Source organism: Methyloferula stellata AR4 (genome assembly GCF_000385335.1).
GTDB classification, from domain to species: Bacteria; Pseudomonadota; Alphaproteobacteria; order Rhizobiales; family Beijerinckiaceae; genus Methyloferula; species Methyloferula stellata.
The window spans coordinates 2,099,681-2,126,018 of sequence record NZ_ARWA01000001.1 but is presented as its reverse complement, the minus strand read 5'-3'; the positions used below and the strand labels follow the sequence as shown (position 1 = coordinate 2,126,018).

The 26,338-nt window shown below is 59.7% G+C and carries 32 protein-coding genes and 1 pseudogene; 23 read left to right on the top strand and 10 right to left on the bottom strand.

From position 1 onward, the window contains the following. Nucleotide 1: 1 nt before the first annotated feature. Nucleotides 2-214, top strand: coding sequence for a MerR family DNA-binding protein (locus A3OQ_RS25350; protein WP_083931561.1), 213 nt, complete (start codon nt 2-4; stop codon nt 212-214). 266 nt (nt 215-480) lie between these two features. On the opposite strand, the gene A3OQ_RS0110575 is transcribed toward A3OQ_RS25350, so the two are convergent. The 5 genes and pseudogenes from A3OQ_RS0110575 to A3OQ_RS0110550 form a co-directional block, all read right to left on the bottom strand. Next, the gene (locus A3OQ_RS0110575) at nt 481-924 is read right to left on the bottom strand and encodes an energy transducer TonB (RefSeq protein WP_020175359.1); all 444 of its coding nucleotides are present in this window, start codon (nt 922-924) and stop codon (nt 481-483) included. Between the two features lie 57 nt (nt 925-981). Next, nucleotides 982-1,530 carry a hypothetical protein gene (locus A3OQ_RS24410; protein WP_152428397.1) on the bottom strand — a complete coding sequence of 183 codons (549 nt, stop codon included), beginning with the start codon at nt 1,528-1,530 and terminating at the stop codon, nt 982-984. Continuing rightward, a complete protein-coding gene (locus tag A3OQ_RS0110565; RefSeq protein ID WP_152428396.1) occupies nt 1,460-2,329 on the bottom strand; it encodes a hypothetical protein in 870 nt (289 codons plus the stop codon). Before A3OQ_RS0110565 ends, A3OQ_RS24410 begins: the two co-directional genes overlap by 71 nt. 455 nt (nt 2,330-2,784) lie before the next feature. Continuing rightward, nucleotides 2,785-3,621: a hypothetical protein gene (locus A3OQ_RS0110560; protein ID WP_161607327.1), complete on the bottom strand. Its 837-nt coding sequence runs from the start codon at nt 3,619-3,621 to the stop codon at nt 2,785-2,787. Between the two features lie 101 nt (nt 3,622-3,722). Continuing rightward, nucleotides 3,723-4,063 (bottom strand): annotated as a pseudogene (locus tag A3OQ_RS0110550) (helix-turn-helix domain-containing protein). A 211-nt stretch (nt 4,064-4,274) separates the two neighbouring features. Between A3OQ_RS0110550 and A3OQ_RS0110545 the strand changes: the two are divergent. From A3OQ_RS0110545 to A3OQ_RS22000, 14 genes are all read left to right on the top strand, one after another. Beyond that, entirely contained in the window at nt 4,275-4,679 is a 405-nt protein-coding gene (locus tag A3OQ_RS0110545) for a hypothetical protein (protein ID WP_040580009.1), read from the top strand. Next, nucleotides 4,672-5,415 (top strand): hypothetical protein, encoded by a 744-nt coding sequence (locus A3OQ_RS0110540; protein WP_020175352.1) that lies wholly within the window; start codon nt 4,672-4,674, stop codon nt 5,413-5,415. Before A3OQ_RS0110545 ends, A3OQ_RS0110540 begins: the two co-directional genes overlap by 8 nt. 150 nt (nt 5,416-5,565) lie before the next feature. Beyond that, nucleotides 5,566-5,946, top strand: a complete 381-nt coding sequence (locus A3OQ_RS22015; RefSeq protein WP_020175351.1) for a head decoration protein — start codon at nt 5,566-5,568, stop codon at nt 5,944-5,946. Next, complete coding sequence (locus tag A3OQ_RS0110530) at nt 5,933-6,154, top strand: helix-turn-helix transcriptional regulator (RefSeq protein ID WP_026595708.1); 222 nt, start codon at nt 5,933-5,935, stop codon at nt 6,152-6,154. The genes A3OQ_RS22015 and A3OQ_RS0110530 overlap by 14 nt, the downstream gene beginning before the upstream one ends. After that, the gene (locus tag A3OQ_RS0110525) at nt 6,154-6,633 is read left to right on the top strand and encodes a hypothetical protein (protein WP_020175349.1); all 480 of its coding nucleotides are present in this window, start codon (nt 6,154-6,156) and stop codon (nt 6,631-6,633) included. Before A3OQ_RS0110530 ends, A3OQ_RS0110525 begins: the two co-directional genes overlap by 1 nt. After that, the gene (locus tag A3OQ_RS23545; RefSeq protein ID WP_020175348.1) at nt 6,630-7,994 is read left to right on the top strand and encodes a hypothetical protein; all 1,365 of its coding nucleotides are present in this window, start codon (nt 6,630-6,632) and stop codon (nt 7,992-7,994) included. The genes A3OQ_RS0110525 and A3OQ_RS23545 overlap by 4 nt, the downstream gene beginning before the upstream one ends. A gap of 55 nt (nt 7,995-8,049) precedes the next feature. Further along, complete coding sequence (locus A3OQ_RS0110515) at nt 8,050-8,658, top strand: efflux RND transporter periplasmic adaptor subunit (protein WP_020175347.1); 609 nt, start codon at nt 8,050-8,052, stop codon at nt 8,656-8,658. Beyond that, nucleotides 8,651-9,361, top strand: coding sequence for a hypothetical protein (locus A3OQ_RS0110510; protein ID WP_152428394.1), 711 nt, complete (start codon nt 8,651-8,653; stop codon nt 9,359-9,361). Before A3OQ_RS0110515 ends, A3OQ_RS0110510 begins: the two co-directional genes overlap by 8 nt. Before the next feature lie 94 nt (nt 9,362-9,455). Then, nucleotides 9,456-9,770 (top strand): hypothetical protein, encoded by a 315-nt coding sequence (locus A3OQ_RS0110505; protein WP_152428393.1) that lies wholly within the window; start codon nt 9,456-9,458, stop codon nt 9,768-9,770. Between the two features lie 47 nt (nt 9,771-9,817). Continuing rightward, the gene (locus A3OQ_RS0110500) at nt 9,818-10,123 is read left to right on the top strand and encodes a phage tail assembly protein (RefSeq protein WP_152428392.1); all 306 of its coding nucleotides are present in this window, start codon (nt 9,818-9,820) and stop codon (nt 10,121-10,123) included. Between the two features lie 130 nt (nt 10,124-10,253). Next, nucleotides 10,254-12,698, top strand: a complete 2,445-nt coding sequence (locus tag A3OQ_RS0110490; protein WP_020175342.1) for a phage tail tape measure protein — start codon at nt 10,254-10,256, stop codon at nt 12,696-12,698. Nucleotides 12,699-12,865: 167 nt separating this feature from the next. Next, nucleotides 12,866-13,441 carry a MarR family transcriptional regulator gene (locus A3OQ_RS0110485; RefSeq protein WP_083931560.1) on the top strand — a complete coding sequence of 192 codons (576 nt, stop codon included), beginning with the start codon at nt 12,866-12,868 and terminating at the stop codon, nt 13,439-13,441. Between the two features lie 142 nt (nt 13,442-13,583). Further along, complete coding sequence (locus A3OQ_RS0110480; RefSeq protein WP_020175340.1) at nt 13,584-13,844, top strand: helix-turn-helix transcriptional regulator; 261 nt, start codon at nt 13,584-13,586, stop codon at nt 13,842-13,844. A 10-nt stretch (nt 13,845-13,854) separates the two neighbouring features. Continuing rightward, the gene (locus A3OQ_RS22000) at nt 13,855-14,970 is read left to right on the top strand and encodes a tyrosine-type recombinase/integrase (protein WP_020175339.1); all 1,116 of its coding nucleotides are present in this window, start codon (nt 13,855-13,857) and stop codon (nt 14,968-14,970) included. A 454-nt stretch (nt 14,971-15,424) separates the two neighbouring features. Here the strand turns inward: A3OQ_RS22000 and A3OQ_RS23540 are convergent, their stop codons facing one another. Continuing rightward, entirely contained in the window at nt 15,425-16,675 is a 1,251-nt protein-coding gene (locus A3OQ_RS23540) for a glycosyltransferase family 4 protein (protein ID WP_026595707.1), read from the bottom strand. Between the two features lie 281 nt (nt 16,676-16,956). Further along, entirely contained in the window at nt 16,957-17,892 is a 936-nt protein-coding gene (gene miaA / locus A3OQ_RS0110465; RefSeq protein ID WP_020175338.1) for a tRNA (adenosine(37)-N6)-dimethylallyltransferase MiaA, read from the bottom strand. An 87-nt stretch (nt 17,893-17,979) separates the two neighbouring features. On the opposite strand from miaA, the gene A3OQ_RS0110460 reads away from it, so the two are divergent. The 6 genes from A3OQ_RS0110460 (at nt 17,980) to A3OQ_RS0110435 (ending at nt 23,070) form a co-directional block, all read left to right on the top strand. Next, a complete protein-coding gene (locus tag A3OQ_RS0110460; protein WP_020175337.1) occupies nt 17,980-18,987 on the top strand; it encodes a P1 family peptidase in 1,008 nt (335 codons plus the stop codon). Between the two features lie 37 nt (nt 18,988-19,024). Then, on the top strand, nt 19,025-19,846 hold the full coding sequence (locus A3OQ_RS0110455) for an RMD1 family protein (RefSeq protein ID WP_020175336.1): 822 nt from the start codon (nt 19,025-19,027) through the stop codon (nt 19,844-19,846). Between the two features lie 191 nt (nt 19,847-20,037). Continuing rightward, complete coding sequence (gene purB, locus A3OQ_RS0110450) at nt 20,038-21,360, top strand: adenylosuccinate lyase (protein ID WP_026595705.1); 1,323 nt, start codon at nt 20,038-20,040, stop codon at nt 21,358-21,360. Beyond that, nucleotides 21,360-21,998, top strand: a complete 639-nt coding sequence (locus tag A3OQ_RS0110445) for a hypothetical protein (protein ID WP_020175334.1) — start codon at nt 21,360-21,362, stop codon at nt 21,996-21,998. The genes purB and A3OQ_RS0110445 overlap by 1 nt, the downstream gene beginning before the upstream one ends. Before the next feature lie 6 nt (nt 21,999-22,004). Next, the gene (locus tag A3OQ_RS0110440; protein ID WP_020175333.1) at nt 22,005-22,553 is read left to right on the top strand and encodes an RBBP9/YdeN family alpha/beta hydrolase; all 549 of its coding nucleotides are present in this window, start codon (nt 22,005-22,007) and stop codon (nt 22,551-22,553) included. A gap of 139 nt (nt 22,554-22,692) precedes the next feature. Beyond that, nucleotides 22,693-23,070, top strand: coding sequence for a hypothetical protein (locus A3OQ_RS0110435; protein ID WP_020175332.1), 378 nt, complete (start codon nt 22,693-22,695; stop codon nt 23,068-23,070). Between the two features lie 3 nt (nt 23,071-23,073). Here A3OQ_RS0110435 and A3OQ_RS0110430 read toward each other — a convergent pair whose 3' ends face one another. The 3 genes from A3OQ_RS0110430 to A3OQ_RS0110420 form a co-directional block, all read right to left on the bottom strand. Beyond that, nucleotides 23,074-23,397 carry a 2Fe-2S iron-sulfur cluster-binding protein gene (locus A3OQ_RS0110430; RefSeq protein ID WP_020175331.1) on the bottom strand — a complete coding sequence of 108 codons (324 nt, stop codon included), beginning with the start codon at nt 23,395-23,397 and terminating at the stop codon, nt 23,074-23,076. 261 nt (nt 23,398-23,658) lie between these two features. Continuing rightward, nucleotides 23,659-24,276 carry a 30S ribosomal protein S4 gene (gene rpsD, locus A3OQ_RS0110425; RefSeq protein ID WP_020175330.1) on the bottom strand — a complete coding sequence of 206 codons (618 nt, stop codon included), beginning with the start codon at nt 24,274-24,276 and terminating at the stop codon, nt 23,659-23,661. A 282-nt stretch (nt 24,277-24,558) separates the two neighbouring features. After that, on the bottom strand, nt 24,559-24,846 hold the full coding sequence (locus A3OQ_RS0110420; RefSeq protein WP_020175329.1) for a hypothetical protein: 288 nt from the start codon (nt 24,844-24,846) through the stop codon (nt 24,559-24,561). Nucleotides 24,847-25,066: 220 nt separating this feature from the next. Between A3OQ_RS0110420 and A3OQ_RS0110415 the strand changes: the two genes are divergently transcribed. Continuing rightward, the gene (locus A3OQ_RS0110415; RefSeq protein ID WP_026595704.1) at nt 25,067-25,633 is read left to right on the top strand and encodes a dienelactone hydrolase family protein; all 567 of its coding nucleotides are present in this window, start codon (nt 25,067-25,069) and stop codon (nt 25,631-25,633) included. A 128-nt stretch (nt 25,634-25,761) separates the two neighbouring features. Then, entirely contained in the window at nt 25,762-26,328 is a 567-nt protein-coding gene (locus tag A3OQ_RS0110410) for a dienelactone hydrolase family protein (RefSeq protein WP_020175327.1), read from the top strand. Nucleotides 26,329-26,338 lie beyond the last annotated feature (10 nt).

Below are 26,338 nucleotides of genomic sequence, written 5' to 3'. Positions count from 1 at the left end.
AATTGATCTCATTGTTCAAACGAAAAAACTCGGTTTCACGATCGCCGAAATACAAGAGATGCTTCGGGGCTACGACCTCGAGAGCGATGAGCCGCTGGGGCAGGCACTGCCGCCGGATCGCATTTCCCAACATATCGCGTTGCTTGAACGCCAGCGCGAAGAGATCGAGGTGGCAATCCGGATGTTGCGAGACCTGTTAGCGGGGCGAATGTGAAAACAAAAAAAGCCCCGCTGGCCGGAGCGAGCGAGGCAAAGTCAGCCGTCACAATGTCAATCGGGGAGGATCAACTTTGAAGGGTACGGTCCAAGAACTTCCGCAACCGGGGGTGATCTAGCTGAAACGCTACGGGCGCGATGGCCAATATTGACCACAAAATAAAAAAGCCCCACCAGCGCTAGGCTGACGGGGCTCGCATTCATTTGAGGTCGCTTCGGGGGCGGCCATGTGCAGGATCGAAGAGTCGGCTTTTGCCGGACTGACTAAGTAGCATGGCTTAGGCCAACGGATTTGGCGGCCGCCAGCCGAAGCTCGCTGTTTTTGAGACCAGATCTGAGTCCTCGAAAGTTGATCGGTACCGTGAGTTTGATGATGGCGCCGGGCAAGTCTGGAGGCGCCGGCTGGAATGGCGCGGAGCGGTTGATCGTGTCGATCGCCTCCTGGTCGAAAACGTCGAGGCCCGAACTTTTCGCGAGGGCCGCCGATAAAAGCCGCCCGTCCCGGTCAATGGAAAATGCGACCGTCGCGATGCCGCCGTCCGGCCGATCGATCGCGCCGGGTGGCCATCGTTTGTGGCTGTCGATCAGCTCGTAAAGCCTTTTCCGCCATGTCGGGAACGGCGCCTCGTCCTGCGTGATCGCGGTTGGTGCGAGGGCAATGCAGGTCGCGCCTATAGTCACCAAAAGTGAATGAAACCATGGCCACATTTGATTTTAATCCGTGCCCGTGAGGCGGCGCAAAGAGCCAATCCGTCAATGCTATAGCTATTCATACTTCTTCAGCGCCGCACACGACTCCTCAGTGCTTTCGCCTCGCGCGCCGGACTGCATGACGGCTACCATCGAATTCATCAAAGAGGCGTACCGGCCTTCCGGCGCTATATCGGCGTGGCTGATGCCCGCCTGGTCAGCCCAGATGGCGATCTTATCGTCGAGCAGCTTTCCCGAGTGGCAGCGCCGCGCAAGAACGATGACGCGAGCAGCCATGATCGCGAAGGTTTTCACGTCTTTTGAAATCGATTCATCCTGCCACCAGCGCGCGAAGGTCAGGGCATCATCGGTGCTTTTGGCTTCTTTTTCATGGATGAATTCCGAAGCCTTGCCCATGGCCGCAATCTCCGCGGACGTGGGCTGTTCTTTCGTTCGATAGCTCCCGAAACGTCGGTAGATCGTCACAGATCCTCCGCCGCCATCGCGCGCGAAGGCCTGGCAATCGACCTTGACACCTCCAAACTCTCGATCACTAAGCTTCCTGGGCCTCAGGCTTGAGAGCCGCAGTGAGGCAGGCATCCGCTTCGCGGCCGATTTCGGCACGAGATGCCCCTGTCAGATATTCGCCAGCGGACGCTATCAGCTCCCGTGTCGCCGCAGGAGGCCGTGCTCCTCGCGACCACGCTGCAGAAAAATCCGCTCCCTTCCTCGGATAGAATCCGCAGCCATAAGACGCTTCTTCAGCAGCAACGCCACCGATGAAAACGACCACGCTCGTTTGCCGGCCAACGCCGCCGCCGATGCGCGCCGCGAATTTTTGCGCTTCGTTCAGGCATGATGCCCTGCCGGCATCGTCATCGCGGAGCCCGGTTGGCTCCTTCCGAGAGGCTGAGATATCAGCGAGCAGGAGCGCCCGGACACTCATATCGTCTACGAGCTTACCGAACTCGACCGCCGGTCTTTGCACCGAAACGGGATAGTCGATGATATCAGCCAAGGCGTAGACATGCACATCCGATGCCTTCTGCGAAGTTTGCGTCCAGAGGCTGCTCAGCAACATTTCAACCGGCACCTCCGCGCAGCGCTTTTTGGCCGTGATGATCGCCGGTGCGAGGGTCACGATGCCGGCGTGGAAGAATGCTCCTTCTTGGACCTCATAGCTCCAAGTCGAAGGATCGGCGGCGTTGCCTTTGAGTGGACCTAAATCTTCGAAAACGGCCGTCGCCGGGAGTAAGATCGAGCCGCTGCGCGAGAGCTTGATGTCTTCGTCCGTGAGGCAAATTCGAGCGATCCCCGGCACGGCGCCTGAATCTCTAGCCGGGGCATTTGCCGCGGCCGCTTCGGCGCTTCCGTCGGCGATTTCTACGCGCAATGAATCCTGTAGTTCTTCTTTGAGGCGCATCGGTGCGGCGGCTCTGACGGTCGACCTGAATTGCTTGACCTCGCCGTTTGAAGATATGCTGCTCTCGTGCGTAAAAATCAACGTGCCCATCACGCCGCAAAGAATGAGAACTGCTATCCCATCGCGTTTGAGCTTGTGCATCGCGAATGACCTTCAAAAATTTTCTGAAATAAATAAAACGTGTAAAGTCGTCGTCTCCGGATCAACTGTTAGGCCAGCGGCGATGAGGAGGGCAGCGTGGCCTCGAAAGTCGATCGCGACAATGCTTTACCCTAAAGGCTTTTATTTAATAGAGGCACTGAAAGTAAGGGACGCAAAACAACACGCCAATTTCGCGCGTTGCGACGGTCGGTGTCAAATCTCTCTAGCGGGGGCTCTTCTTAAGGAGAACTTTCGCGCGGCCGAACACGCGTTCGGAAAATGTTCCGTCGCTCACCCTTTACTCCCACGCGATTTCAAACGTGCTTTTGCTTCGCTCGCCGCAGCGGTTTGATCGCCGCGTGGATTGTGTGGGGCGGCAGCTCATCTTCACCCAAAACCGCCATGGCGACATTAACGAAATCGGAAAAATCGTTGCTCTCCTTCGAAAGCGGAGGCGGAGAGCCGCGTAATCCTTCATAGACGGCGCCAAGAGCTTGGATAAACGCTGTCGCCCAGATGTCGTGTGCGAGCAACGCGTCTAGGCGCGTGATTTCCGCCTCCGCGAGATCAGCCAATAAACTCAGAGAATCGACTGCCTCCATTACCCTATCGATGTGATACTGTGCCCGCGCTTCCGTCTCTCGGCGGACGGATGTAATTCCGGCTTGAAAGCGTGGCGCCACATCGCGCGGCTTGAATATTTGATCGCCAGCGTCCCAGAGTTTTTTTCTTTGCGCCTCCGCCGCGGCAAGGGCCTTGGTGGGTCCCTTCTTAGATAGCTTTTCGACGCGCTGTTCTTCATATCTCACAGGTTCGACAGCGAAAAGCTTTGTGAGCTCTTCGGCTTGGCTTCGAAATCGGTCCGCATGTTTTTTCAGCCTATCGCGCTGCCGCGAAGCGGCATTCTTCTGTTGACGTGTGGCGATGGCCGCCGAGAAAGCGTCGGCAATCCCCTTTCTGGCGACGTAATATGGATCTCTGACGGCGCCGCCGCTGGCGCTTGAGACGATCGTCTCGATCGACGCGTCGAGATCGCGAAGGGTGTCGTTTGTCTGTCTCTTCCGCCGCGCGCCAGGATAGAGCTCCCGCAACCGATCCGGCGTAATCTCACCTTTTTTCTTGCTCAATTCCGGGAACAACACTTCAAGCACCTCGCAATATCCAGCGCTCTGTTCCCGCAAAGATGTTCTACTATTCGAGCCGCTAATAGACGTATCAGGAGAGAGTGATCGGCGCGAAGTCATGACCGTTGCTATTTCCTCGTCTTTTTTGTTTTGTGCAAGCGCACGCCTGGGCCTTCGCCGTTTTCTTCGACGAAGATGACACCGGCGGCCTCAATGGCCGATTGGATCGCTCCTAACCTCGGTCCTTTAGGCGTACGCCCGGCCCATTGCCATTACGATCAATGAAGATCACGCCCGCTTCTTCGAGCGCTCGGCGGAGATCGGTAAGAGTCCGTTCATAAGGCTCCCGCTTGCCTGACTCGAAATTGGCGATCGTGGATTTTGTCACCTTGGAAGCCTCCACAAGATCGTCTTGGGACCATCCGAGCAGCGCTCGGCCGGCCCGGCATTGCTCTGGCGTAATCGACATTAATAGTATTACCTCATCATTTTAATATTGACATTAACAGTATCAAACGATATCAAAATATCAATCTCCGGGCAAGCTGCTGCAGCGATTGTAGGGGCACCGCGCGCTGTCGTGCGGCTGTAACTTCGATATTGAGAGGCAAATTATGACAGTTAAATACTTTGATGAAACCGCCATATGGGGCGAAGGTATTTCATCGCGGCGAACTGTATTGCGCCAGCTGTGTGGCGTTCCGCTGATTGGTCTATTGGCTTCGGCAGCCATTCCTGTTGCGGAGGCTTTGCCGGATCTCGACTCCGACATTGTTGCTTTGGTGCATACAGCTCTGGCGCTTGACGGGGCTGCGGGCGCATGCGCGGCGCGGATCGAAAAAATGGAATGGGCGCATCTCACTGTGCCGGACGCCGTCAGGGCCGAACTCGAATCTCTCGAAGAGCGGTATCGGGCCGCATCCGATGCCATTGTCACGGCATCGCCAAAGAGCGTGCGAGGCCTGCGTGCAATTTTGGGTTTCGCAAAATTCGAGGTCTGTCTCGATCCGGAGCGGATGTTGCACATTATCGGCAGTCTCCTCGCGAGCCCGGCCCTCTCAGAGGGAGCGCCGGCCAATGTCTGAGACAAAAACCTTTCCCTCCCGCCGCGCTCTTCTCGCCGGATCGGCCACGGTCGGCGCGGCGGCCGCTACGATAGCCACGGTAACGGGCTCAAAATTGAGCCCGCTAAACGCCAAAGCTGGCCTCGACTATCCCGACGCCCCGCTGTTCCATCTCGTTGCCAAGTATCGCGCCCTTCAAGCCGCTGCCGATTTGGTCGATGAGACCATAGATCGGCTCTCATCCGAATATCAGCGGCTCAAGCCCGAAAGACCGCAGGCGCTCGCCTATAAGGGCCACCTTTATATTGATCACCGGTCCTCAACCGAGACTTTGCGCGACGGCACGACGCGCGAAATCTATGGCGAGAAGGAAGTCGCCGATTTTCGCGCAAATCCTCGAATGGCGTATATGATCACCAAGGATACCGGCGGCGAATTTGTCTGGATGGTCGACAAGGACCGCCAACGCCGTGCCGACGAGATCGTCGCGGCGCATGATGCATGGTGCGTCGAGTGCGAACATCTCGCGGGCCAGCTCGGTCTGCACGACGCTCACGACGACGCTCAAGATCTCGCTGACCGTTCTGATGCCGTCCTCGATGAATTGTTTGGGACAAAGGCCCGCACGACTGATGGCCTTAAGATCAAGGCCGAAATCGTCCGGGAGCGCGGCGAGGAACTCTGGGGCGAAGGGATGCTGGACGGGCTGTTAGACGAGATGATCGCCTTCCAGGCGCCGGACGCCAAAGCCGGCTGACCCGCATCTTTTTTTGTTTGTCAAGGACGCCGGCAACGCAAATTGCGCCGTGCCACGCGTCCCTGACTATCATCCAGGAATGCCTCATCTTCATCGTATTCGCTGCGCCACCAATGCAGGCGCTGCTCTTCCTTTCATAGGTGAGTCAACATGAATGCCTTGACCGAAACGCTCCACATTGGCTCGTTCCTAATCTCCCAGGAAGGCCAGTTCCTATCGCGTGACGCCGTCGCGGTCGACGCGTCGGCGCCACTGGCTGCCGGCACGGTGCTCGGCAAGAAGAGCGTACCTACGGATGTTTTCGAACCGCTCAATCTTTCGGCGACCGACGGCACGCAGATCGCCTGCGCCATCCTTCTCGCGCCTCTGACCGCCGATGAGGTCGTCGTGGGCGCGACGCTGCAAAAAACGGTCATCGCCCGTTTCGCCGAGGTGCGCTTTTCGGATCTGACTTGGCCCGCGGGCATCACGGCGGCGCAGATCGAAGAGGCCCAGAATCAATTGCGCGAGGTCGAAATTGTCTGCCGCTAACCTCGAACAAAGGCCCGATGCGCCTCAGATGTTCACCGAAGCCGAAGTTGCGCAGCGGCTCCGGCTGTCGAAGCGCACCCTGCAGGCTTGGCGCGCGCAAGGCTTCGGGCCTGCCTATCATCAACTTGGCCGCGTCATTCGCTACGACATTGATGATGTCCGCACTTGGCTCGAGACCAATCTCAGCGCGACGCGGGAGGTTATGTGATGGCCGCCCGCGCACTTCTCCCGCCGCGCGTTGCGGCCCTGTTTCTGGCCGCGATCGCTGAGGCCGCGAAGGACGGTCAGACGCCGTCCGGCGCAGCGACCTTTCGCCTCTTGAAGCGGGCAATCGATCCGCTGGCGCCGCAGATCGCTGAAACGCTCAGCGGCGGCACCGCGCGCCATGGCGCCGACGGCTGGATGGATCTCACCATTACACCGGCGCCGAACTTTCGGGCCGTCGGTTGCGCTGCCGGCACGCCGGTCGCAATTCAATTCTCCGTCCAGAGCGGCCGGTTCATTTCGAGCGCGGCGCCCTCGGCCCGCATCGGCATCGGCGATCTCGCCGCCCACGTGTGGCACGTCCGGGCGCCGGAGACGCGCGGCAGTGTCGAGCAGCGCCTTCTGGCGCTCCTGGGCCTGGCTTATCTGCGCGGTCTCGCCGACCCTGCTGGGGCGGCTGAAGCCGCTGAGGAGGCCGCATGAGCTTCGCGCGGCCGCGTCATCATCTGCGCATCGTCCCGAAGCCGGAGACAGACCCGCTCGTCGAAGCCGCGCGCGAGACTGCCCGCTTTTGGGCTTCCCGGCAGAGTTATTCTTCTGCGACCATGCGCTCGATCGTATTCGCGCTCGTCAAACTCATCGATGCGCGCGGCTATGCGGTCTACCGTCGCCGCGAGCTTGCGGCAAAGGTCTTATGCTCGCAAGCGACGGTCGATCGCTATCTTCGCGACCTCGCCTCGGCGGGTTTGCTTCATCGTGCCGGCCAAAGCAAGAATGGGCAACGCGGGTTCGCCCAGCCCGCCGTCGTGATTCTCTACAACGACCTTGCGCGCGATTTCGCCGCCGGCCTCGGCTGGCCCGATTCTGGCTTTTCCGGCCAGAAAAAGCCTCTCAGTGTGGCTCAACGTGCGCCACATAAAACGACGCTCAACGTGGCGCAAAATGCGCTACATACCGTGGCTCAAAATGCGCCACATTCGTCGCCAGAAAAAAGCGAAAAATCAGTCTCTTATACGACTCGACCAGAAGCCTCGCGCGCGTGTTCTAATAATATAGATATCTATAAACAATCATTCGAACACGTTACTGCCGCGGAGACTTCCAAACCAGCATCCGCCGATTACAGCAACGATCTCGATGCTGCGAGTTTCGAAGACTTCCAATCCATCTGGCCCTGGCAAGCAGGTGAGCCGCTCAAACCAGCGCGGCGCGCCTTCCAACGTTTGAGCCTGGCAGACAGGCTCTTGGCCATCCGAGGGGTGCATGCCTTTGCCGCAGCGCATCGCAACAGCAAGCGCGGCGCCGGCAAGGCCGTCAGCTATCTGAAAGACCACAAGTGGGAGGTCGCGCAGACGGCGAATCCGGGTGGTTCTCAAGTCTTCATTCCAGAAGGATCGCGCCGTCATGCGCTCTGGTCTGCCGCCTCGCGCCGCGAGGGCCGTGCGGCGCCTTACCTCATCGACTCACGCGAACACCGCATGCGCGGCTTTTATCGCGCGACGCCCCTGCCGCCAGCCTTTATGCACGTCGACTTTCCATCCGCCCGCAAAGTTTCAAAGGAGCTGTTCATGTCTTCCACCAATCTGCCCACCGCTGCCAACGACGACTTTGTCAAACGCCTCTTCGCATCGGCACCCAAGAGTAATCCGCCGACGCCCTACGAAATCGAGCTCGGTCATGGCTTGCCGACCAATGAGGCTGAGCTCGCCCAAGCCATCGCGGAAGGCAGGGCGCAGCCTGCCGAGCCGCCGCCCCAACTCCGCGCCGCCTTCGACTCGATCCCCGTCGTCGACACGGACCTGTCACTCGCGGAGCTAGCAGCCCGCGCGGTCACGCGCCGCTGATCGGATCTTAAAACACGCTGCCCGGATAGCAGCCCATCCAAACAAGGAAGCCGAAATGATGACGAAAGAGGAATTGGAAAAACACCGCGCCGCAGCCGACACGGCGAAAGCCGATCTCGAAGCCGCGCAGACGAAACAGGCCGAAGCGCAAGCCGAGGCCGAGCGTGTGGCAGCGGAGCGCGCCGGTCTGCCGCTGGACGAGAAAAAGATCGCGGCACATCTCGATCGCGAGAAGGCCGTCGCACTCAAACTCGAGATCGCGACGCGATTGGTGGCGCAAGCCGAGACCGCTCTCGCAGAGTCAGGAGCGGCATTGGGTGGGGCGGAATGGCAGTTCCAGCACGACGAACTGAATGCGCGCGGCGAAGCGCTCGCGAAAACTCTTCGTTCGGATTACACGCATCACTGCGCTGCCATCGTTAAAATCCTCGTAGAGCTCAAGCGCTTCGACGATGATGCCTGGAGCTTCCGTAGTCGCTTCATGCATTCTCCCCACAAAGGCGACTCTACCCTCCAATATCCTGCTTCATTGGTCGGCATGCGCGACTTCAACCAGGCTTTTATTCCGGGGCTCGATGGCGGCCAGCTATGGCCGCTCAACAAAGAGAGCCTTGCCGCCATCAAGAAATCGCTCGCCGAGTCTCTCGACCGGTCAATTGGCTGAGGCGGCCGAGCGGAAAGGAGAAGTAAAAATGGTGGGATCAGTAGATGAGGAGATCAAGGCCGCTCGCGATGACGTTTCTTTCTGGGAACAGGTGGTCGCGGTTGGCGGCTCGCACATTTCAGAGATCAATCTGGCATCTGCCAAGAGGAGACTTGAGGTTCTCCAAAACGAGCCGGAGCGCACGCACCTCGATGCACTCAATTCGGAGATGGATCGGCTCCGCGGCGCGGTCGAAGGACCATCGATCTGCACCGCTGATCCCGACGTGCAAAAATTCACGAAGCTCGTTGCCGAACGCGAGGTGCTTCTCTCGCCGAGGACGCGCTGCGCTCCGGCGCATCCGGAACAAGTTCAACCAGCAAAGGAAATCCCCATGGCAAAATTACCCATCAGCGAAAAAGATCGCCTAGCCGCAATTCTCTGCGCGGCGGACGCGATGAAGTATCCAGAATTCGCACAGCATCTCGCGTTCAAAACGGATCTGTCCGTCGAGCAGGCGCTCGAAGTCTTGGCCATCGGCGCGAAGGGCGCAGTTGCGGCGCCAGGCTCATTCCTGCTGCGCCGCCTCGGCCCTGCCGATGCTACGGCAGCGGCCCAACCGATCGTAATGCCGACGGCTGTGGTGTGGGGCGAGATCGCCGCTGCGCTCAACGACGAGATGAAGGCCGTAAATCCCAACTTCGTTGCACCTACGCATCACTAATTCGAACGCCGCGTAGCCTGTGCGCGGCGATCGATTGGTTGGGTGGCGCGCTTGGCTCGGCGCCGCCCAACGGCTCTTCCTCAAGGAATGCCAGATGAATCGCAAGAATTATCAGTTGAAACACCATCGGCCGGTGCCGTCAGATGCCGAGATCATCGACAGCGCTATCGGTTCCCGCCTCGCGGCGATCGCCAAAATGAACGCGAGCCCTACGCCGGCGCCGAACCAGCTCCGCGGCGCGCTGCGGCGCGAATATGCGCAAGTCGGACCTTCCGGCCATGCGGATCATCGCGGCGGTGCCGCGTTCGCGAGCGGCAATGATCTGACCAGCATCAGGTCCGCCTTTGTCGCCAACATTTGCGACGCCGACCCCGTTCAGACTCTCATGCAGAACGTCCGCGACGACTGATCGCCGCGGCGGCACACCTCCATTCAACCGAACTCAGGATAACCAACATGACCATAAAGACTGTTACGTTAAAAACACCCATCGAATGGCACGGGCAGATGCTTTCGGCCATCGAGATCCGCGAACCGACGGGTATGGAGCTGATCGAGCTCGGCGATCCCGTGCTCTATGCGCGCAGCGCCAATGGGGCGATTTATGGTGTCCCCAATGACTCGGCCGTGCAGGCCTACCTTGAGAAGTGCCTCAAGGTCGACGGCGGCTGCGCGATCCTCGCGCTTCTTCCGCTCGCGGATGGCATCGCGATCAAGGAGGCCCTCTTAGGTTTTTTCCACGTGGCCGCAGCCGAGGGCTAGCGGCCGCCATCGACGCGTTCCTCTTCGGTTGGCGCGTTGTGGATATTGAAGGCCTCGAGCGTCTATCGCTCTCGATGATCGAACATCTCGCGGCCCGCGCGGTCGACTGGCGCCAAAGGACGAAAACCAAATGAGTGGAACCATCCTCGAGGCCCGCGCCGTCATTTCGGCCGAAACCAAGGGCGTCGCCGAGGCGGAGAAAAAGCTCACCGACCTCGCACGCAAAATAAACACAGTCGGCACGTCGACGGGGGCCATCGATCGCGCGACGCGGTCGTTTGGCCGCCTTGGCGATCAGCTGGCTTCGCGCAAAATGGTCGACGGTCTCTCAAATTTTGAGAACAAGGTCGCATCGAGCCGCATGATCGAACGCATGTCGCGGCTTGGCGCCGGCGCCGACAAGGCGGCGGCGCATGTGACTCAGCTTGGCAAGGCGATGACCAGCATGAGCCAGGTCCGCGACCTCGCCGTCGGGTTTGCGCTGGAACGAGTCGCGGCACATGCGAAATCAGCCGGCAAAGCGATCGCGGAAACATATAGAGAGTATGACCGAGAAAGGCGCTACGGCCGCGCCGTGATGGGGATCACGGATGAGCAGCAAGAGCCTTTGGTGCGCCAGGCGATCCATGGCGGCGGCACAACCAAATTTAATGACATCCAATTTTTGGAGGCGCAGCGCGAGCTGGCCGCACGCGGGTTGAATGTTGACCAAGTCCGGGCGCTCACCGACGTCGCTGCGACGATCGGTATGGCCATGGACAAGTCGCTGCCGGAGAGCGTGAAGGCGCTTGAGGGCGCGATGTTCGGGTTTCACAAAGACACGAGCAATTATGACGCCGCGGTCAGGAACGCTACGCGCACGGCCGATCTTCTGGTTAAGGGATCGAAGATCAGCGGTATGAATTACGATGACCTGGTCGAGCTTTATAAATTCAGCGCCAATCCCTTCAGCAAGGCCGGCCTGTCAGAAGAACAACTCTTGGCCTTCGGCGCTATCGGCAAAAAATCCAATATGGGCGGAGCTGAGATGGGCACCGCGGGCCGGGCGCTCGTGGCCAACCTCCTCAGCCCGACAGCCGCCGCGCGTACAGCGATGCTAGCCCAGCATATCGATTATTCAAAGTATCAGACGCAAGGGCCACGTCCTATGGACGCCGGCACCTTCGCCGAGGATATCGCCGCAAAATATGGCGTCGCGCTCGACGCGGGCGCGAAGAGGGCGCTGCAGAAGGTCTTTGACGATAAAGCCGTCGTCGCGAGCGCGGCACGGTTCATGCCGGCCATCATGCAGGTGCTTGGCGATCAGCTCGGCGGTGACGATGCGAAGTCGAAGAAGTCCATCGCGGGTGAGGCGCGCCGTTACCGTGATGCCTCGGCGGCGGGGGTCGACACGCAGCGCCTGTTCGTTGATCTCATGGCGGCTGTCGCCAAAAGTCCGAACCTTGCCAACGTGATCTGGGGATCGAAACAAGGCGCGCGCATCCGTGCCGCGATCGGCGATCCCGAACTCTTCCAACAGTTCCTCGACCAGTTGAAGAACCATTCGGAGGGTTTTGCGGCGGATGTGTCGAGCCAACGGATGGCAGGCTTCGACGGCGCGGTTTCACGGTTCGAAGGTGCGATTAAGAATTTGGAGACGGCGATCGGTCGCTCGCTCGACAATGGTGGCAAGGGCGGGATGCTGACGGCTCTGGCCGACGGCGCCGCGAGGGCAACGCAGGCCTTTGCCGAACTGCCGCCGGTCGCTCACCAACTCACGGCGGCGCTCGGTGCCGGCGGCACGCTCTATGTGGCCGGCAAGAGTGTTCAGAATCTCATGTCGGGCTTCGGCTTGTCGGCCTCGGCTGTAGCTCTCGATGAATCGGCAGCGGCTTTGACGGCCGCTGCTGTGAGGCTCGGGGTCGGCGGTGCGGCAACGCCCTTGGCAACCGGCGCGCTCCGCGCCGGGGCGCCTGGGGCTGCCGCCGCGGCTGGCACCAGCGTCGGGCTGTTGCCCCTCCTGGCGCTCGGCGCGGTGGCGGCGGGTGCCGATTATTGGTTCAATACCCAAGTCGGCCCGCAGACGCGCACACGCGGACGCGGTGCAATGGCCCTTCCTGACCCGATCATCGGCTTCACGAAGCTTTCTGATATTCCTGACGCGAAGGCCCACGGCGGCGCAGGTTTTGATAGCGATCGGGCGGGCCACTACACCTATGGCCGCGGCGGCCGTCGCTGGATAGATGAAGGCCGCGAGCCCTTCGAACCGTTTGGGCTCGACACTGTGCCGCCGTCATGGGTGCATCGGGCAATGCCGCACGAGGTTGATGTGCCGCTTCCGCCGCGCCGTCCTTCGGACCTGCCGGATGACCACCATCCGGCGATGCCGTTGGAGGTTCACCTTCGGCCGGATCAGATCACCGCGCAACTCGAAGGCCAGGGCTCCGTGAATATCACGATCCACGTCGATGCAAGTAGCGAGCTGCTGAAGGTCGTACAATCGGTGAAGAACTCGCCGTCCATCGGCAAAAACATCCAATTGAACGTCGGCACGTCAATGCCCGAGGCCGCGCCCGGAGGCCGCGGGCCACAATGATGATCGCGCGAATGGCAAGCAGAACGAGAAGGGTGGATGCTTTGATTGCAGATTTTGCCGATATCCGGCCACGGGTCCTTCCCCCGTTTTTAAAACCCTGCGAGGCCGAAGGCATGTCTAAAAACGGTAGCAAGTGCTTGTTTTTTTAGGGTCAACAGGGGCAACGCGTGTCAACAGACAGCAACAACGGTGAGCTTACCGGTCTCTGGGTTTCGGTCTCAGAACTCGCTCGGCAACGGGACGTCGACAAGGCTGCTGTTTCTCGCCGCGTCAAACGATTTATAGAACAAGGCTTGCTAACGAGCCGCCCTGGTCCGCAGGGCTCAAAGCTTATCAACCTCGCCGAATTCGACAGGGTCACGGGCGAGACAACTGACATCGTCCGCGAATTGAATGGGACCGGCGCCAACCGCTCTGCGGTCTGGCCATTCAAGCAGCAAGACCTTGTTCTCTCGCGAGAGCAGGCGCGCCGCGCCGCTTATGATGCCGATCTGAAGGAACTCGAACTTCTGGAACGCGAGGGCAAGCTCGTTTTGATCGAGCGTGTCGAAGAGGCGATCACTCGTTTCGCAGAAAGCGTCGTCAGAAAGATTGATCAGCTCCCGACGTGCGCCGACGAAAGCGCTTCTGCTATTGCGCGCGATGGCGCACATGGCGCCGCGCGCGTTCTGGAGAAAGCCAGGGATGATCTGCGTGCCACGATTGCTGCTGAAAGCCGCAACGTTTTCGGATCATTGGCATGACGCATCGCGCCGCTCAGATCGTTCCGGGCGACGTTCCCTCGCGGCATGGCGGCCGCCGCGAGAACGTGTTTGCCGGTTCTCCGCACTGTCAGTGCCTGCCCCGCTCGCCAATCAGTATCTGCGTACCCGTCGAGACTCCATCATGACCAAACGTGCGTCAATCATTCCGCCGGCCGATCGCATCGGCCTGTCAAGAACCGAGGCGGCCAATTATATCGGTGTGTCGTCGTCCCTCTTCGATGAAATGGTCCATGACGGGCGCATGCCGCCGCCAAAACGCATCAATGGCCGCACCGTTTGGGACCGCCGGCGCGTCGAAGCCGCCTTCTCGGCCTTGCCAGGCGACGAATCTTTCGCCCAGAATGAGATCGAGCATGATCCTTATGCCGATGTCGCGCTCTGAAAGCCGAGAAATGGCTGACATACGCTTCAAATATCTGGTCCGCGACACCTCGCGCCATGACACGCACAGATATTATGTGCGGCTTCCTGGGGCAAAGAAGAAGATCCGGATCTGGCTCGCGCCGGACGATCCTGGCTTTCTGGACGCCTATCAGGCCGCGCGGGAGGGCCGCCAGCTCGCCAAGCCGGGATCGAAGGGCGCCGCCCCTCAGAAAGCCGTCCTGGCGATTCCGGGGACGTTTCGGGCGCTCTGCGAGGACTATCTCAGCTCGACGACGTTCAAGGCCGACAATAATCCGATCCGCCAACGGACAGTGCGCGGCATCCTCAATCATTGCTGGCTTGAACCGATCAGCCCCAAATCGCCGCTTCTGATGGGCGATTGCAAGATCGTGACCTTTGGCGCGAAGCACGTGATCATTTTGCGTGACCGCAAGGCCGATACGCCCGTCGCCGCCAATAATCGCGTGCGGGAAATACGCCGCGTGTTCAACTGGAAGCAGGAGGAAAGCCCCGAAGAGACGATCTATAACCCGGCGGCCAAGGTCAAAATGCTGTCGCATGAGACGAAGGGATTTCACTCATGGACATTGAAAGAGGTCGCGCAATTCGAAGCCAAATATCCGATCGGGACGAGGCCGCGGCTCGCCTTTGATCTTCTGCTTTATACGGCGCAGCGGCGCTCGGACATCGTGCAATTCGGCCGCCAGCATGTGACCGATGACGGTTGGCTCGTCTTCACGCAGAACAAGACAAAGACCACGCTTGAGATCCCGATCATCGAGCCGCTCGCCGAATCGATCGCGGCATCGGCCATCGGCCAGATGCAATTTCTCGTCACCAATTACGGCAAGCCCTATAGCGCAAACGGATTCGGCAATACCTTTCGCACCTGGTGCGATGACGCCGGATTGCCGCATTGCTCGGCCCACGGGCTGCGCAAGGCGACATCGGCGCGGCTGGCAGAACTTGGATGCAGCGAGGAAGAGATCGGCGCGATCACCGGTCATTTGGACCCCGATCAGATCAAGGTCTATACGCGCGCGGCCCGGCAAAAATTGATGGCCGCGAGCGCGATGCGCAAATTGGCCGCGAGCCTAAATCGCGAACAAAAAAGTCCCACCTAAAAAACACGGTGGGACAAATCAGACAAAAAACCGAATATATTCAATTAAGAAATAAGCGGCTGGTGCGGGCGGGGGGACTCGAACCCCCATGGGCTTTCGCCCTACGGATTTTCATACCAGCTACGGCTTTCGCCGCCGCCATGTCCGACGTTTGTGGTCTGGACTATCCCTTCACCTTAGCCCCGTGCTCGAAGCCTTAGGTGCTGCCCGTCTAGTCTCTACACCTTCCCTTTCGGGCTTGGCTCGGGATTGCCATGTGAAAGGGTTCCCCGAATTTGGGCAGTTCTACTTCCCCGGTTTCCCGCGAGAGCACTCAAACATTCAAGTCCGTTGCGTCTACCGATTTCGCCACGCCCGCTCATACAGCCGATGTCCTAGGAATAACGGCCGCAGTCCGCGTGATATAGCGGCAAGGCTTCGTCACGCCAAGCCTTCGTCGCGCTGGAACGAAAGCTCAGGAAACCGGCGTGTCCGGCTGCCACATGGAAGAATAGGAATTGCGTGCCGCCGTCACCTCCCCCTGAGGCTCGGCGGCGGCCACGGACAGATCCGAGACATGCGCCATCACCGCCATGGCGAGGTCCCGGCCCGCATCGTGCCATGTCCGCAAGGGTGCCGATTTGATCTTGCTCTCATAAGCAGCGCGCACGGCCGGATCGAGCAGCGTCTTTATTGCGGCTTCCATCTCGTCCGGCCGCGTCGGATCGAAATAGACGCAGAGACCTTGCCCGACCTCGGGAATGGATGTGGTCTGCGACGCTGCGCAGGCCTTGCCGAACCACAGGCTTTCGCCGACAGGCAAGCCCCAGCCTTCCGCGAGACTGGGAAAGACCGTGAAATCGCATGACGCGTAAAGCCACTGCAATTCCGCGTCGCTCGGCCCCTCGACGAAAACGATGGGCTCGCGGCGCCGGCTCCGGTCGCGTTCATTGGCCGCGTCGAGAAGCTCGATCACCTCTTTGGCTTTCCAGCCCCTCTTGCCGGCAATCACGAGCAGAGGCAGCGCGTCGCCGAGATCCTTTGCGAGTCTGTTCCAAACCTCGACCAGGCGCAGATGATTTTTCCGCACTTCGACGGTGCTGACATAGAGCACGAAATTGCGGCCATGGACCAAGTCCCGGAGGCGGTCGCTTTGCTCCCTCGGAGGCTGGTTCCTCGCTACGCCGGGAAATTCATGAGCGAAAGAGACGACATCGACCGAGATCGGCATTTTCGCCCGCGGGATGAGCTCTGCCGCGCGGGGAAGTTCGCTTTCCGTCGATCGCGCTCCGATGATCACATGGATCGGAAGCCGCAGAATCGGAGCGAAAAATCGGTCCGAATGTTTGATCATGAGATCGGGATGGGTGATCGGCAAAACATCATGCAGGAGGACGACGAGCTTGATGCCTTTTCGCGCCGCGGCGCGGTAAAACCGCATGATATGGGAATCGAGCCAATAGGCTCCAGGTATGAAGAGCGTGTCGCCCGGCTTCAGTTTCGGCAGACTGTCCCACGGGCGGCCGGTCAGTTTTCCGACCAACGTCCCAAAGACGTTTTGCACCGTGTAGAGTGCCTTTCGCTGAGCCAAATAGGTGCACTGAGCTGCCAGCTCTCGCAAAAGCTCGTCCGGCGAGCCGATCTTGTTACGAATGATCCAATCCACTTCCGGGGATTCGAAACCGAAAGAATTAACCAGCGTAAAATCGAAATTATTTTCGATCATGAACTGTAGAAAAGAGACTTCTACACGTTGAATACCAGTAATTCTCCGATTGTTAATCGCGTAAATCAATAGATCAGAAATATCTATAAATAGCTTTTTCATATCCCGCCGACGCATAATCATGAGTTACGAACTGTATTACCTGCCACCGTTGACACGTGATTGAGAACTCGTGCCTGCTCATCCTTTACAAAAAGGCGCACGTGAAGATTGCACCCACCACCAGAAATCAACGAGAACCAAGCCGCAAGATCGAAATCGCCCAAGCCCCAGATTAGACCTCATTGAACTCGGGAAAGTGGCATATTTTCAACACTACACATCCGAAATGCCGGTAACTGATGTCGCGCGAAGGTGAATTGACGCTTTGCATAATGCTGTGTGTCCATGATTCCGAACGTGGCAGCGGTTGCAAGGTCAATATCGCCGCGAAGATAGCGCAAAAGATGCGGAACGCCATGTGCCCGCATCACCGGGAGCGCCGGATCGAGAGACCGGGCCACCAGACGCTCGACCTCCTCCAAAGCACCCAGTTTCAGCATCAGTTCGAACCGCATTGCGATCCGCTTGCGTAAAAGACCGCGATCCGGCGCGAGAAACAGGGCCTCGCACCTGCCTATATCCAGAAATGGCGCGCTTTTTCGATGTTGAAACGAGGCCAGGCTTTGGCCGGTCGCGGCAAAGACTTCGAGGGCGCGCAAAAGCCGTTGCGGATCGCTCGGGCGCAGCCGGGCTGCCATGACTGGATCGCAGGCCATGAGCCGCTCGTGCAAAAGCGCGGGCGCAACACCCTCCGCTTCGGCACGGATCTTCAGACGGACCGCCTGAGGCACGCGCGGAATGTCGGAAAGCCCCTGCGTCAGCGCCTTGAAATAAAGCCCGGTTCCGCCGACGAAGATCGGCAGGCGCCCGGTTTGCCGAATGGCGGGCAGAACGCGCGCGACATCTTCCAGCCAATGGCCGACCGAATAATTGACGGCGCCATCGACGTGACCGAACAAAAAATGCGGGACTTGGCTTTCTTCGTCTTGCGTCGGCCGCGCGCTGAGCACATGCAGATCGCGATAGACCTGCATCGAATCCGTATTGATGAGCGCACCATTATGGCGGAGCGCGAGGTCAAGCGCCAAAGCCGATTTGCCGCTCGCCGTCGGACCCGCGATGAGAACCGCCTCGATTCTGTCTAAAGACCATTCGTTTCCGGTAAGATCAGGCATAGACATCTGTGTTCCAAGAAGGCGCTCACCCGAGCCCCAATGCCAAATCTGCTGTTTTAGCGCATCATAACGCGGGATCAGTGCCTCATGGCCAAGGCTGCTGTCAAAAACCTGATCACCGACGTCGAGGGCCTATGGGTCGGTCATGCCCAAGACGAAAAGCTCGCCTCGGGCGTGACCGCCGTCATTTTCGACGAACCCGCCACAGCCTCGGTCGCCACGCATGGCGGCGCGCCTGGCCTGCGCGATACGGCGGCGCTCGAACCCGAAATGACGGTCGATCGGATCGACGCCATCGTGCTTTCTGGCGGCTCGGCCTATGGCCTCGACGCCATGGGCGGGACCCAGGCCTTTTTGCGCAAGCAGGGCCGCGGCTTCCAAGTTCGCGACATCCGCGTGCCGATCGTGCCCGGCGCCATTCTCTTCGATCTTTTGAATGGCGGCGACAAGGCCTGGGGCGAGGTGCCGGTCTATTGGCAGCTTGGTTTCGAAGCGGCGGCCTCAGCCGGTCCGCAGTTCAAGCTCGGCAGTGCGGGCGCCGGTTACGGCGCGACGACTGTCAATCTTAAAGGCGGGATCGGCTCTGCGAGCACTGAGACCTCGGCCGGCTATCGCATCGGTGCTCTCGTCGCGGTCAATGCCGTCGGCCAAGCGACCATCGGCGACAGCCCGCATTTTTGGGCCGCTCCTTATGAGCAAAATGGCGAATTTGGCGGCCTCGGCTGGCCTGCGGCTTGGCCGCCGGAAGCGCTCGCGATGCGCATCAAGGGCGACGCGCTCGAAAATACGACGATCGCGATCGTCGCGACCGATGCGCCTTTAACCAAATCCGAGGCCAAACGCATGGCCATTGTGGCGCAGGACGGCCTCGCCCTGGCCTTGCGCCCCGCCCACGCCGCCATGGACGGCGATACGGTCTTCGCCGTGGCGACAGGCCGCGCCGCCACACGTCCAAGCTTGCGCGATCAGACCGAAATCGGACTTCTCGCGTCGAATTGCCTCGCCCGCGCCATAGCCCGCGCCATTTTCGAGGCGGAGCCGCTGCCTTTTAAAGAGGCCCTGCCCTCCTGGCGCGGGAAGTTTAGCCACAGCTAAGCTTCCATTGCCCGGTCCTCTCACCTAGATCTCATGCATGAACACAGTCACTTCGATCAATCAGGGCAGTTTGGCAGCCCATAAGACCACGGCGCGGGCGCTGCTTCTCGGCGACCGGATCGATACGGCCGGACTTGAGCGCTCCGACATGATCTCCGCCAATCCACTCGCCTTTCAGGCCGGCGCGCGGGGCTTTGTCGCGCTCTACCGTTTTGGCGTCGCCGTGATGATCGGCCTGTCTCCGCTCGAAGAAGACGATGTCCTGCAGGCGGTGAAAGTGCGGGTCTCCGGTCCGCACGCACATGTCGACGACGAAATGGCCGTCCTCGAAATTTCCACTGAGCCGGATGACAAGGTGACGCCCGGCGGCGCGATCGCGATGAAGGATCTTTCGTCCGAGCGCCTGCTTGTGCTGGCCGACGCGCTTGCCAAAAGCGTATCGCTCGGGCGCGACGAACGCGAGGTGAATGCCGTCTTCGATATTATCGAGCCTTTCGCGGCGCAGCTCGCCGCGACGGGCCGCCCACCGTGGAAGCGGCGTTTCATGCTGCGGCTGATCGGCCAGACGCTGCTCGTCCAGCATCGCGTCTCGGGCCGCGTCGCGGTCGAGGAAAAGCCGGATGTCCTGTGGGATCGACCCGATCTCGAACGTCTCTATGCGCGCCTCGAAGACGAATATGAATTGAAGGAACGCGCCCAGACCTTGAAGAACAAACTCGACGTCATCGGCGAGACCGCGCGCGCGCTCAACGATATGATCGATGCCGACCGCGCGACGCGGCTCGAAATCATCATCGTGATCCTGATCGCCGCGGAAATTTTGCTGTCGATCGCGCAAATGGTCATGTGGCACCGATGAGGCCAGTGCGTCCTCCGATTGCTGCATGCACTTGACCCCTTGGAGCCCTCGTGCTTCGAGACGGGTCCTGCGGACCCTCCTCAGCATGAGGGCTTTTGAGGCAACCTTAACCTAGCCCTCATCCTGAGGAGCGCCAGAATGGCGCGTCTCGAAGGACGAGGGCGGCAATCACAAAGGCTCTCCGAGCGCCCATGATCCCTCGCTATTCCCGCCCCGATATGGTCGCCATCTGGGAACCGCAGACGCGCTTTCGCATCTGGTTCGAGATCGAAGCCTATGCCTGCGATGCCCTGGCCAAGATCGGCGTCATTCCCGAGGAGGCGGCAAAGGCCATCTGGGAGAAGGCCGGCAATGTCAGTTTCGATGTCGCGCGCATCGACGAGATCGAGCGCGTGACAAAACATGATGTCATCGCCTTTCTGACGCATCTTGCCGAATTCATCGGCCCCGAGGCGCGCTTCGTCCATCAAGGCATGACCTCGTCCGACGTGCTCGACACCTGCCTCGCGGTGCAGCTCTCCCGCGCATCGGATATTCTCATCGCCGACGTCGAGGCGCTGATGGCGGCGCTGAAGCGCCGCGCCTTCGAGCATAAGATGACGCCCTCGATCGGCCGCTCGCATGGCATTCACGCCGAGCCCGTGACCTTCGGGCTCAAAATGGCCGAGGCCTATGCCGAATTTTCCCGCGCCCGCGAAAGGCTCGTGCAAGCGAAGAAGGAGATCGCCACTTGCGCGATTTCCGGCGCCGTCGGCACTTTCGCCAATATCGATCCGCGCATCGAGGCCTATGTCGCGGAAAAGCTCGGGCTCGTGCCGGAACCCGTCTCGACCCAGATCATCCCGCGCGACCGGCATGCGATGTTCTTCGCGACGCTCGGCGTGATCGCCTCTTCGATCGAGCGGCTCGCCATAGAGATCCGCCATTTGCAGCGCACCGAAGTGCTGGAGGCCGAGGAATATTTTTCCGAAGGCCAGAAGGGCTCTTCGGCCATGCCGCATAAGCGCAACCCCGTGCTCACCGAAAACGTGACCGGCCTCGCGCGCCTCGTGCGCAGCATGGCCATGCCCGCCATGGAAAATGTAGCGCTTTGGCACGAGCGCGACATTTCGCATTCCTCGGTCGAACGCATGATCGGCCCGGACGCGACGATCACGCTCGATTTCGCTCTGGCCCGCATCACCAATGTGATCGATAAATTGCTGGTCTATCCGGCCAATATGCAAAAGAATCTCGACCGGCTCGGCGGCCTCGTGCATTCGCAGCGCGTGCTTTTGGCGCTCACGCAAAAAGGCGTCTCGCGCGAAGACGCCTACGCGCTCGTTCAGCGCAATGCCATGCCCGTCTGGCGCGGCGAAGGCGATTTTCTGAGCCTCCTGAAGGCCGATGCCGACGTCAAGAAAGCCCTCACCGACGCCGAGCTCGAAGAGCTGTTCGACCTCGGCTACCACCTCAAAAATGTCGATATGATCTTCAATCGTGTGTTTGGAGACTCTGCAAAGGACAAAGCTTGATGAGTTCGCAGGACCGGTTCGAAGCGCTTGTCGCGCGCGTTGTGGCAGACCCAAAGCTCCACGCGCGCTGGCTGAACACCTTTTCCTTTCTGGAATATGTCGGCTTCCGCAAGATCGTGAAAAGCCAGAAGGCGGAAGCTTTGTCCGCAGAGGTTCTCGCGCACGCGCTCGAAGAGGGCCGTCATGCTTTGAGCCTCAAGAAGCTTGCGATCAAAATCGGCGGCAAGAGCTTCGAGTCCTACGCGCCCGAAGCACTGCTCTGCGGCGAAGCGGCCGAGGATTATTTCCAGACCCTCGATCACGCCTGCGACGAAGCGCTATCCGATCAGACCGAAGACGTGCGTGCGGCGCTCGTTTATCTTTATGTGACGTGGCTTGTCGAGATCCGCGCACTCGACGTCTACACCCAATATCGCAAGGCGCTTGCCGCTATGCCGGGTGTACAGGCTCTCGATGGCCTATTGGCCGAAGAAGAACAGCATTTGAGCCGCGTCTCCGGCGAGCTGCAAAAGCGCGACCCCGATTTCGCCGCGCGCTCGAAGGTTTTTTCGGCGCTTGAAGCCGCGCTTTATGAAAAGATTCTCGGCGCTTTCGAGGCGGAAGTTTCAAACCCCGCCCTTCTCGCACGCACCGCCTGATCGCTCATGCTGACATCCGATGCCGATATTCTGATCGTGCCCGGGCTTGGTGACTCGCCCGATGATCATTGGCAAAGCCGCTGGGAAAAGCAGCTGAAGACGGCGCGCCGCGTCGCGCAGGAGGATTGGGCGCATCCGATGTTTGCGGCCTGGATGCAAAATCTTTCGGAAGCCATCCACGCGGCGACGAAGCCGCCCGTCATCATCGGCCATAGCCTGGGGGCGCTCGCGGTCGCGCATGTGCCGGACGATGTCGCGTCCAAGATCAAAGGCGCCTTTCTCGTCACGCCGCCGGCGCCGAGCTTCATCTTGCAGATCGCCGAGATCGATCCGGCTTTCGCCGCGCCGATCACCCGCAAGCTGCCCTTTCCGGCGCTTCTGATCGCCTCCCACGACGATCCCTATTCGACCTATGAGGAGAGCGAAGCGCTCGCAGCCACACTTGGCATCGACGTGGTCGATGCGGGCCTCTCGGGCCATCTCAACATCGATAGCGGACACGGTCCCTGGCCGGAAGGGCTGATGCGTTTCGCCGGTTTCATGAAAACATTGTAAATGACATCGCGTAGAGACGCCGGATGCCGAGAACACCCTCTTCAGGATAGAGTCCAAATCTTCGGTCTTTGAACAAGTTGGCAATGAAAAGGACACGCGCGGCGGTTAAAACAAGCCCATTGCAAAATGGAGTTTCCCAATGCGTTCGTTCGCTCCTGGATTTTTCGCTGGTCTCGTATTTTGTTCTTCGTCAGCCTTTGCGCAGAATTTTCCGCTGTCAAAGGGCGAAATTCGCGTCAACACGAATTTTAATTTCGCTCAACCGGTCCCGTCCAGCGACAAGGACGCTTTGGCCGATTTAGAGACTTCGGCGCGCAAAGCGATCTACGCCATCGTCGGGAATGAATGCAAATTGCTGCTCGACACGATTGCGAGCGAGTGCAAGCCCGAGTTCATAAATGTCAACTCAAACCTGCAAAATCAAAATTTTCGCGGCGATGCAGGATCGCAAGTGTTGAACACAAATGCCAATGCCGGCTTTCGCGTGCTGTTGAAGGGCCAAGGCGACAGCAAGTAACTGTTACAGGTCAGGGTTTGGCAGGCGCAGGATCATCCCGTTCATTTCCGGCGTGACGGTGATCCTGCAGCTTAAGCGGCTGTTGGCCTTCTTCGTCAGAGCCAGGCTGCCGATCATCATCTCTTCGAGTTCAATCGGCGGGTCGAGCTTCTGATCCCAAGGCGCTTCGACATAGACATGGCAGGACCCGCAATCGCAGATACCGCCGCATTCGCCACGGATCGTCGGGATATCATGCGCCCGGCCGACACGCATCAGGACCGCGCCGTCCTCTGCATCGACCGGATGTTCGGTGCCGTTATATTCTATGAACGTGATCTTGGTCATGGGGGTCCGCCACTTGCTGCGCGCTCTGAGGTGCGTAGCGAGAAGGATGCCAACCCGGCGACGCCCTCGCCCTTCGAGACGCGCGCCTGAGAAGGCGCGCTCCTCAGGGTGAGGGCTAAGTGACTGATTGTTTTAAGCCCTCATGCTGAGGAGGCTGCGCAGCAGCCGTCTCGAAGCACGAGGGCAATTGAATCAGGATTGTCATCAAATAAGAAAAAGGCCGCTCGAAAGCGGCCTTTTGCAAAACATGTCAAACCGATATCAGCGCGAATAGAATTCGATGACGAGGTTCGGTTCCATCATCACCGGATAAGGCACCTCGGCCGGCAGCGGAACGCGCGTCAGCTTGGCGTTCATCTTGCCATGATCGACGTCGAAATAATCCGGCACGTCGCGTTCGGCGAGCCCGACCGCTTCCAACACCAGGATCATCTGACGCGAGGCTTCCTTCACTTCGATCACATCGCCGACGCGGACTTGATAGGAGGCAATATTCACGCGGCGGCCGTTCACCTTGACATGGCCATGGTTCACGAACTGCCGAGCCGCGAAGACCGTCGGGACGAATTTCGCCCGGTAGACGACGGCATCGAGGCGGCGCTCCAACAGGCCGATGAGATTATCGCCCGAGTCGCCCTTCATGCGGATCGCCTCGGCGTAATATTTGCGGAACTGCTTTTCCGAAATATTGCCGTAATAGCCCTTGAGCTTCTGCTTGGCCTTCAGCTGCGTGCCGAAGTCCGAGAGCTTGCCCTTGCGGCGCTGACCATGCTGGCCCGGCCCATATTCACGGCGGTTAACGGGGCTCTTCGGGCGGCCCCAGATATTTTGCCCCATACGGCGGTCGATTTTATACTTGGCTTCTGCACGCTTCGTCATTCGCGTCCTCTAAATGGCCGGACAAAGACGAGCGCGCGCCCGCGCTCGAAGCGCGTCGCAAAACCGCGTCCTCCCGGCTCAGTTGGCCTGTTTCAGACAGGTCAGGTGGCGGAGGTCCGCGCCCTCCTCTGCCAGCCTTTGGGCCGGCCGACAGACCGCTCGTTTCGATCAAAGATGATGGAAGAGCCGCCACGGGTGCGTCGGTACGGGATAAACCCGCCCGTTCCCGATACCGCTAGGCGGCACCTGGAGCAGGCGAGTAATCGCGTTTCTTAAAGAATGTCAACCCTGTGTCGCGTGATACATCTCGTCCGCGGTCATCACGTCGCGCATGGACGAGCCAAGCACCAGCTTGCCGGACGACGGCGTGGCGCTGACAAGGCCGGTGCTGCCCGGCACCGTAAGCTTGTATTGCCACATCGCATTGTCGCTCTTCTCGACTGTCACTTCTACGCCAGGGGCCCATTCGGCGATACGCGACAAATGACCGGGCGCGACGCGCCAAACCGATTTATCGGCTAAATGCATAATGTCCTTGTTCAATTCGACAAGAGCGCTCGTACGAGACATTTTCGATCCTCCTCATGACGCAGCCGTAAGTTCTTGCGGCCCATCCTTCCCAGATCTTCATCCGCTCCCATATTCGGATAAGACCAAGCTTGCTGACGGGTCCGATTTTGTTTTAGCAAACTTGGGGCCACACACCGGCCTACACTGAGCTATAATTTGACGTATACTTGGTTCCACTCTCAGCTATAACTTCTCGTATACTTGGATAGGCTGGTTTTTCATGGCGAGCGTAATCTTGTTCCATTCGGTAATGGGCCTGCGGCAGGTCGAACGCGACGCCGCCGAACGGCTTCGCGCCGATGGGCATGAGGTTCACACACCGGACCTTTATGAGGGCCGGACGGCAAGTTCTATCGCAGAAGGCACCGCCCTCATGGAGACGTTCGGCTTCGAGGCGCTTGCCGAGCGCGCGCTCAAGGCCTGTTCGGGTCTGCCGGAGAAAACGGTCCTCGCCGGTTTTTCGCTCGGCGCAAAGCTGGCCTGCCAAGTGTGGAGCAAGCGTGCCCAGACGAGCGGCGTGCTCCTCCTGCATGGGCTTGGCGACTTCCCGAAATGGGTGCGCAGCGGCCTTCCGGTACAAGCCCATTTCGCCGAGCCGGACAGCACTATTTCCGACCAGCAGGCGACAGATTGGCCAATGACGGCCTTCCGCATCGGGCTTGCCGCCGAGGTTTATACCTATGAGGGTGTCGGACATCTTTACACGGATACGGCCTCACCCGACTATGACGCAGCAGCGGCCGGGCAGACCTGGGAGCGCGCGCTGGCGTTTCTCAAGGATCTTTGAACCTCGCACCGCGGTTGCCGAGAGCCAAACACGCCCGATAATTATCGTAGCCTTCCGGCCATTCTTCCCTATTGTCACAAGCGCACGGTCGAACCACCGCTTGAGCTCAAGACATAGAGGCTGGTTTCATGGCGAGCGTGATCTTGTTTCATTCGGTCATGGGCCTGCGGCAAGTCGAACGCGACGCCGCCGCCCAGATGCGTGCCGCCGGGCACGAGGCGGTCACACCCGACCTTTACGAAGGCCAGACAGCGGAGACGATCGCCGAGGGTTTCGCACTGATGGGCCGGATTGGGTGGAACACAATCTGCGAGCGCGCCGAAAAGGCAATTTCGGAGCTTCCCGCTTCAACCGTGCTGGCGGGACTTTCCATGGGCGCCGGCATCGTGGCGGCCCTCTGGCCGAAGCGGCAGGCCACCAAAGGCGTGCTTCTCATTCATGCTCTGGCCGACATTCCAGACAATACGCACCCGGGCCTCCCCTTGCAGGTGCATATCGCCGATCCCGATCATTTCGTTCATGACGCGCAAATGTCCGACTGGCGGACGGCCGCAAAGCAAGTGAGCCTCGCCGCCGAGCTCTTCACCTATCCCGGCGTCGGCCATTTCTATACGGACCCGGCCTCGCCGGACTATGACGCCAAGGCGGCGGCTCTGACCTGGGACCGCGCGTTGGCCTTTCTCAAAGAGTTGTGAACCGACGCCG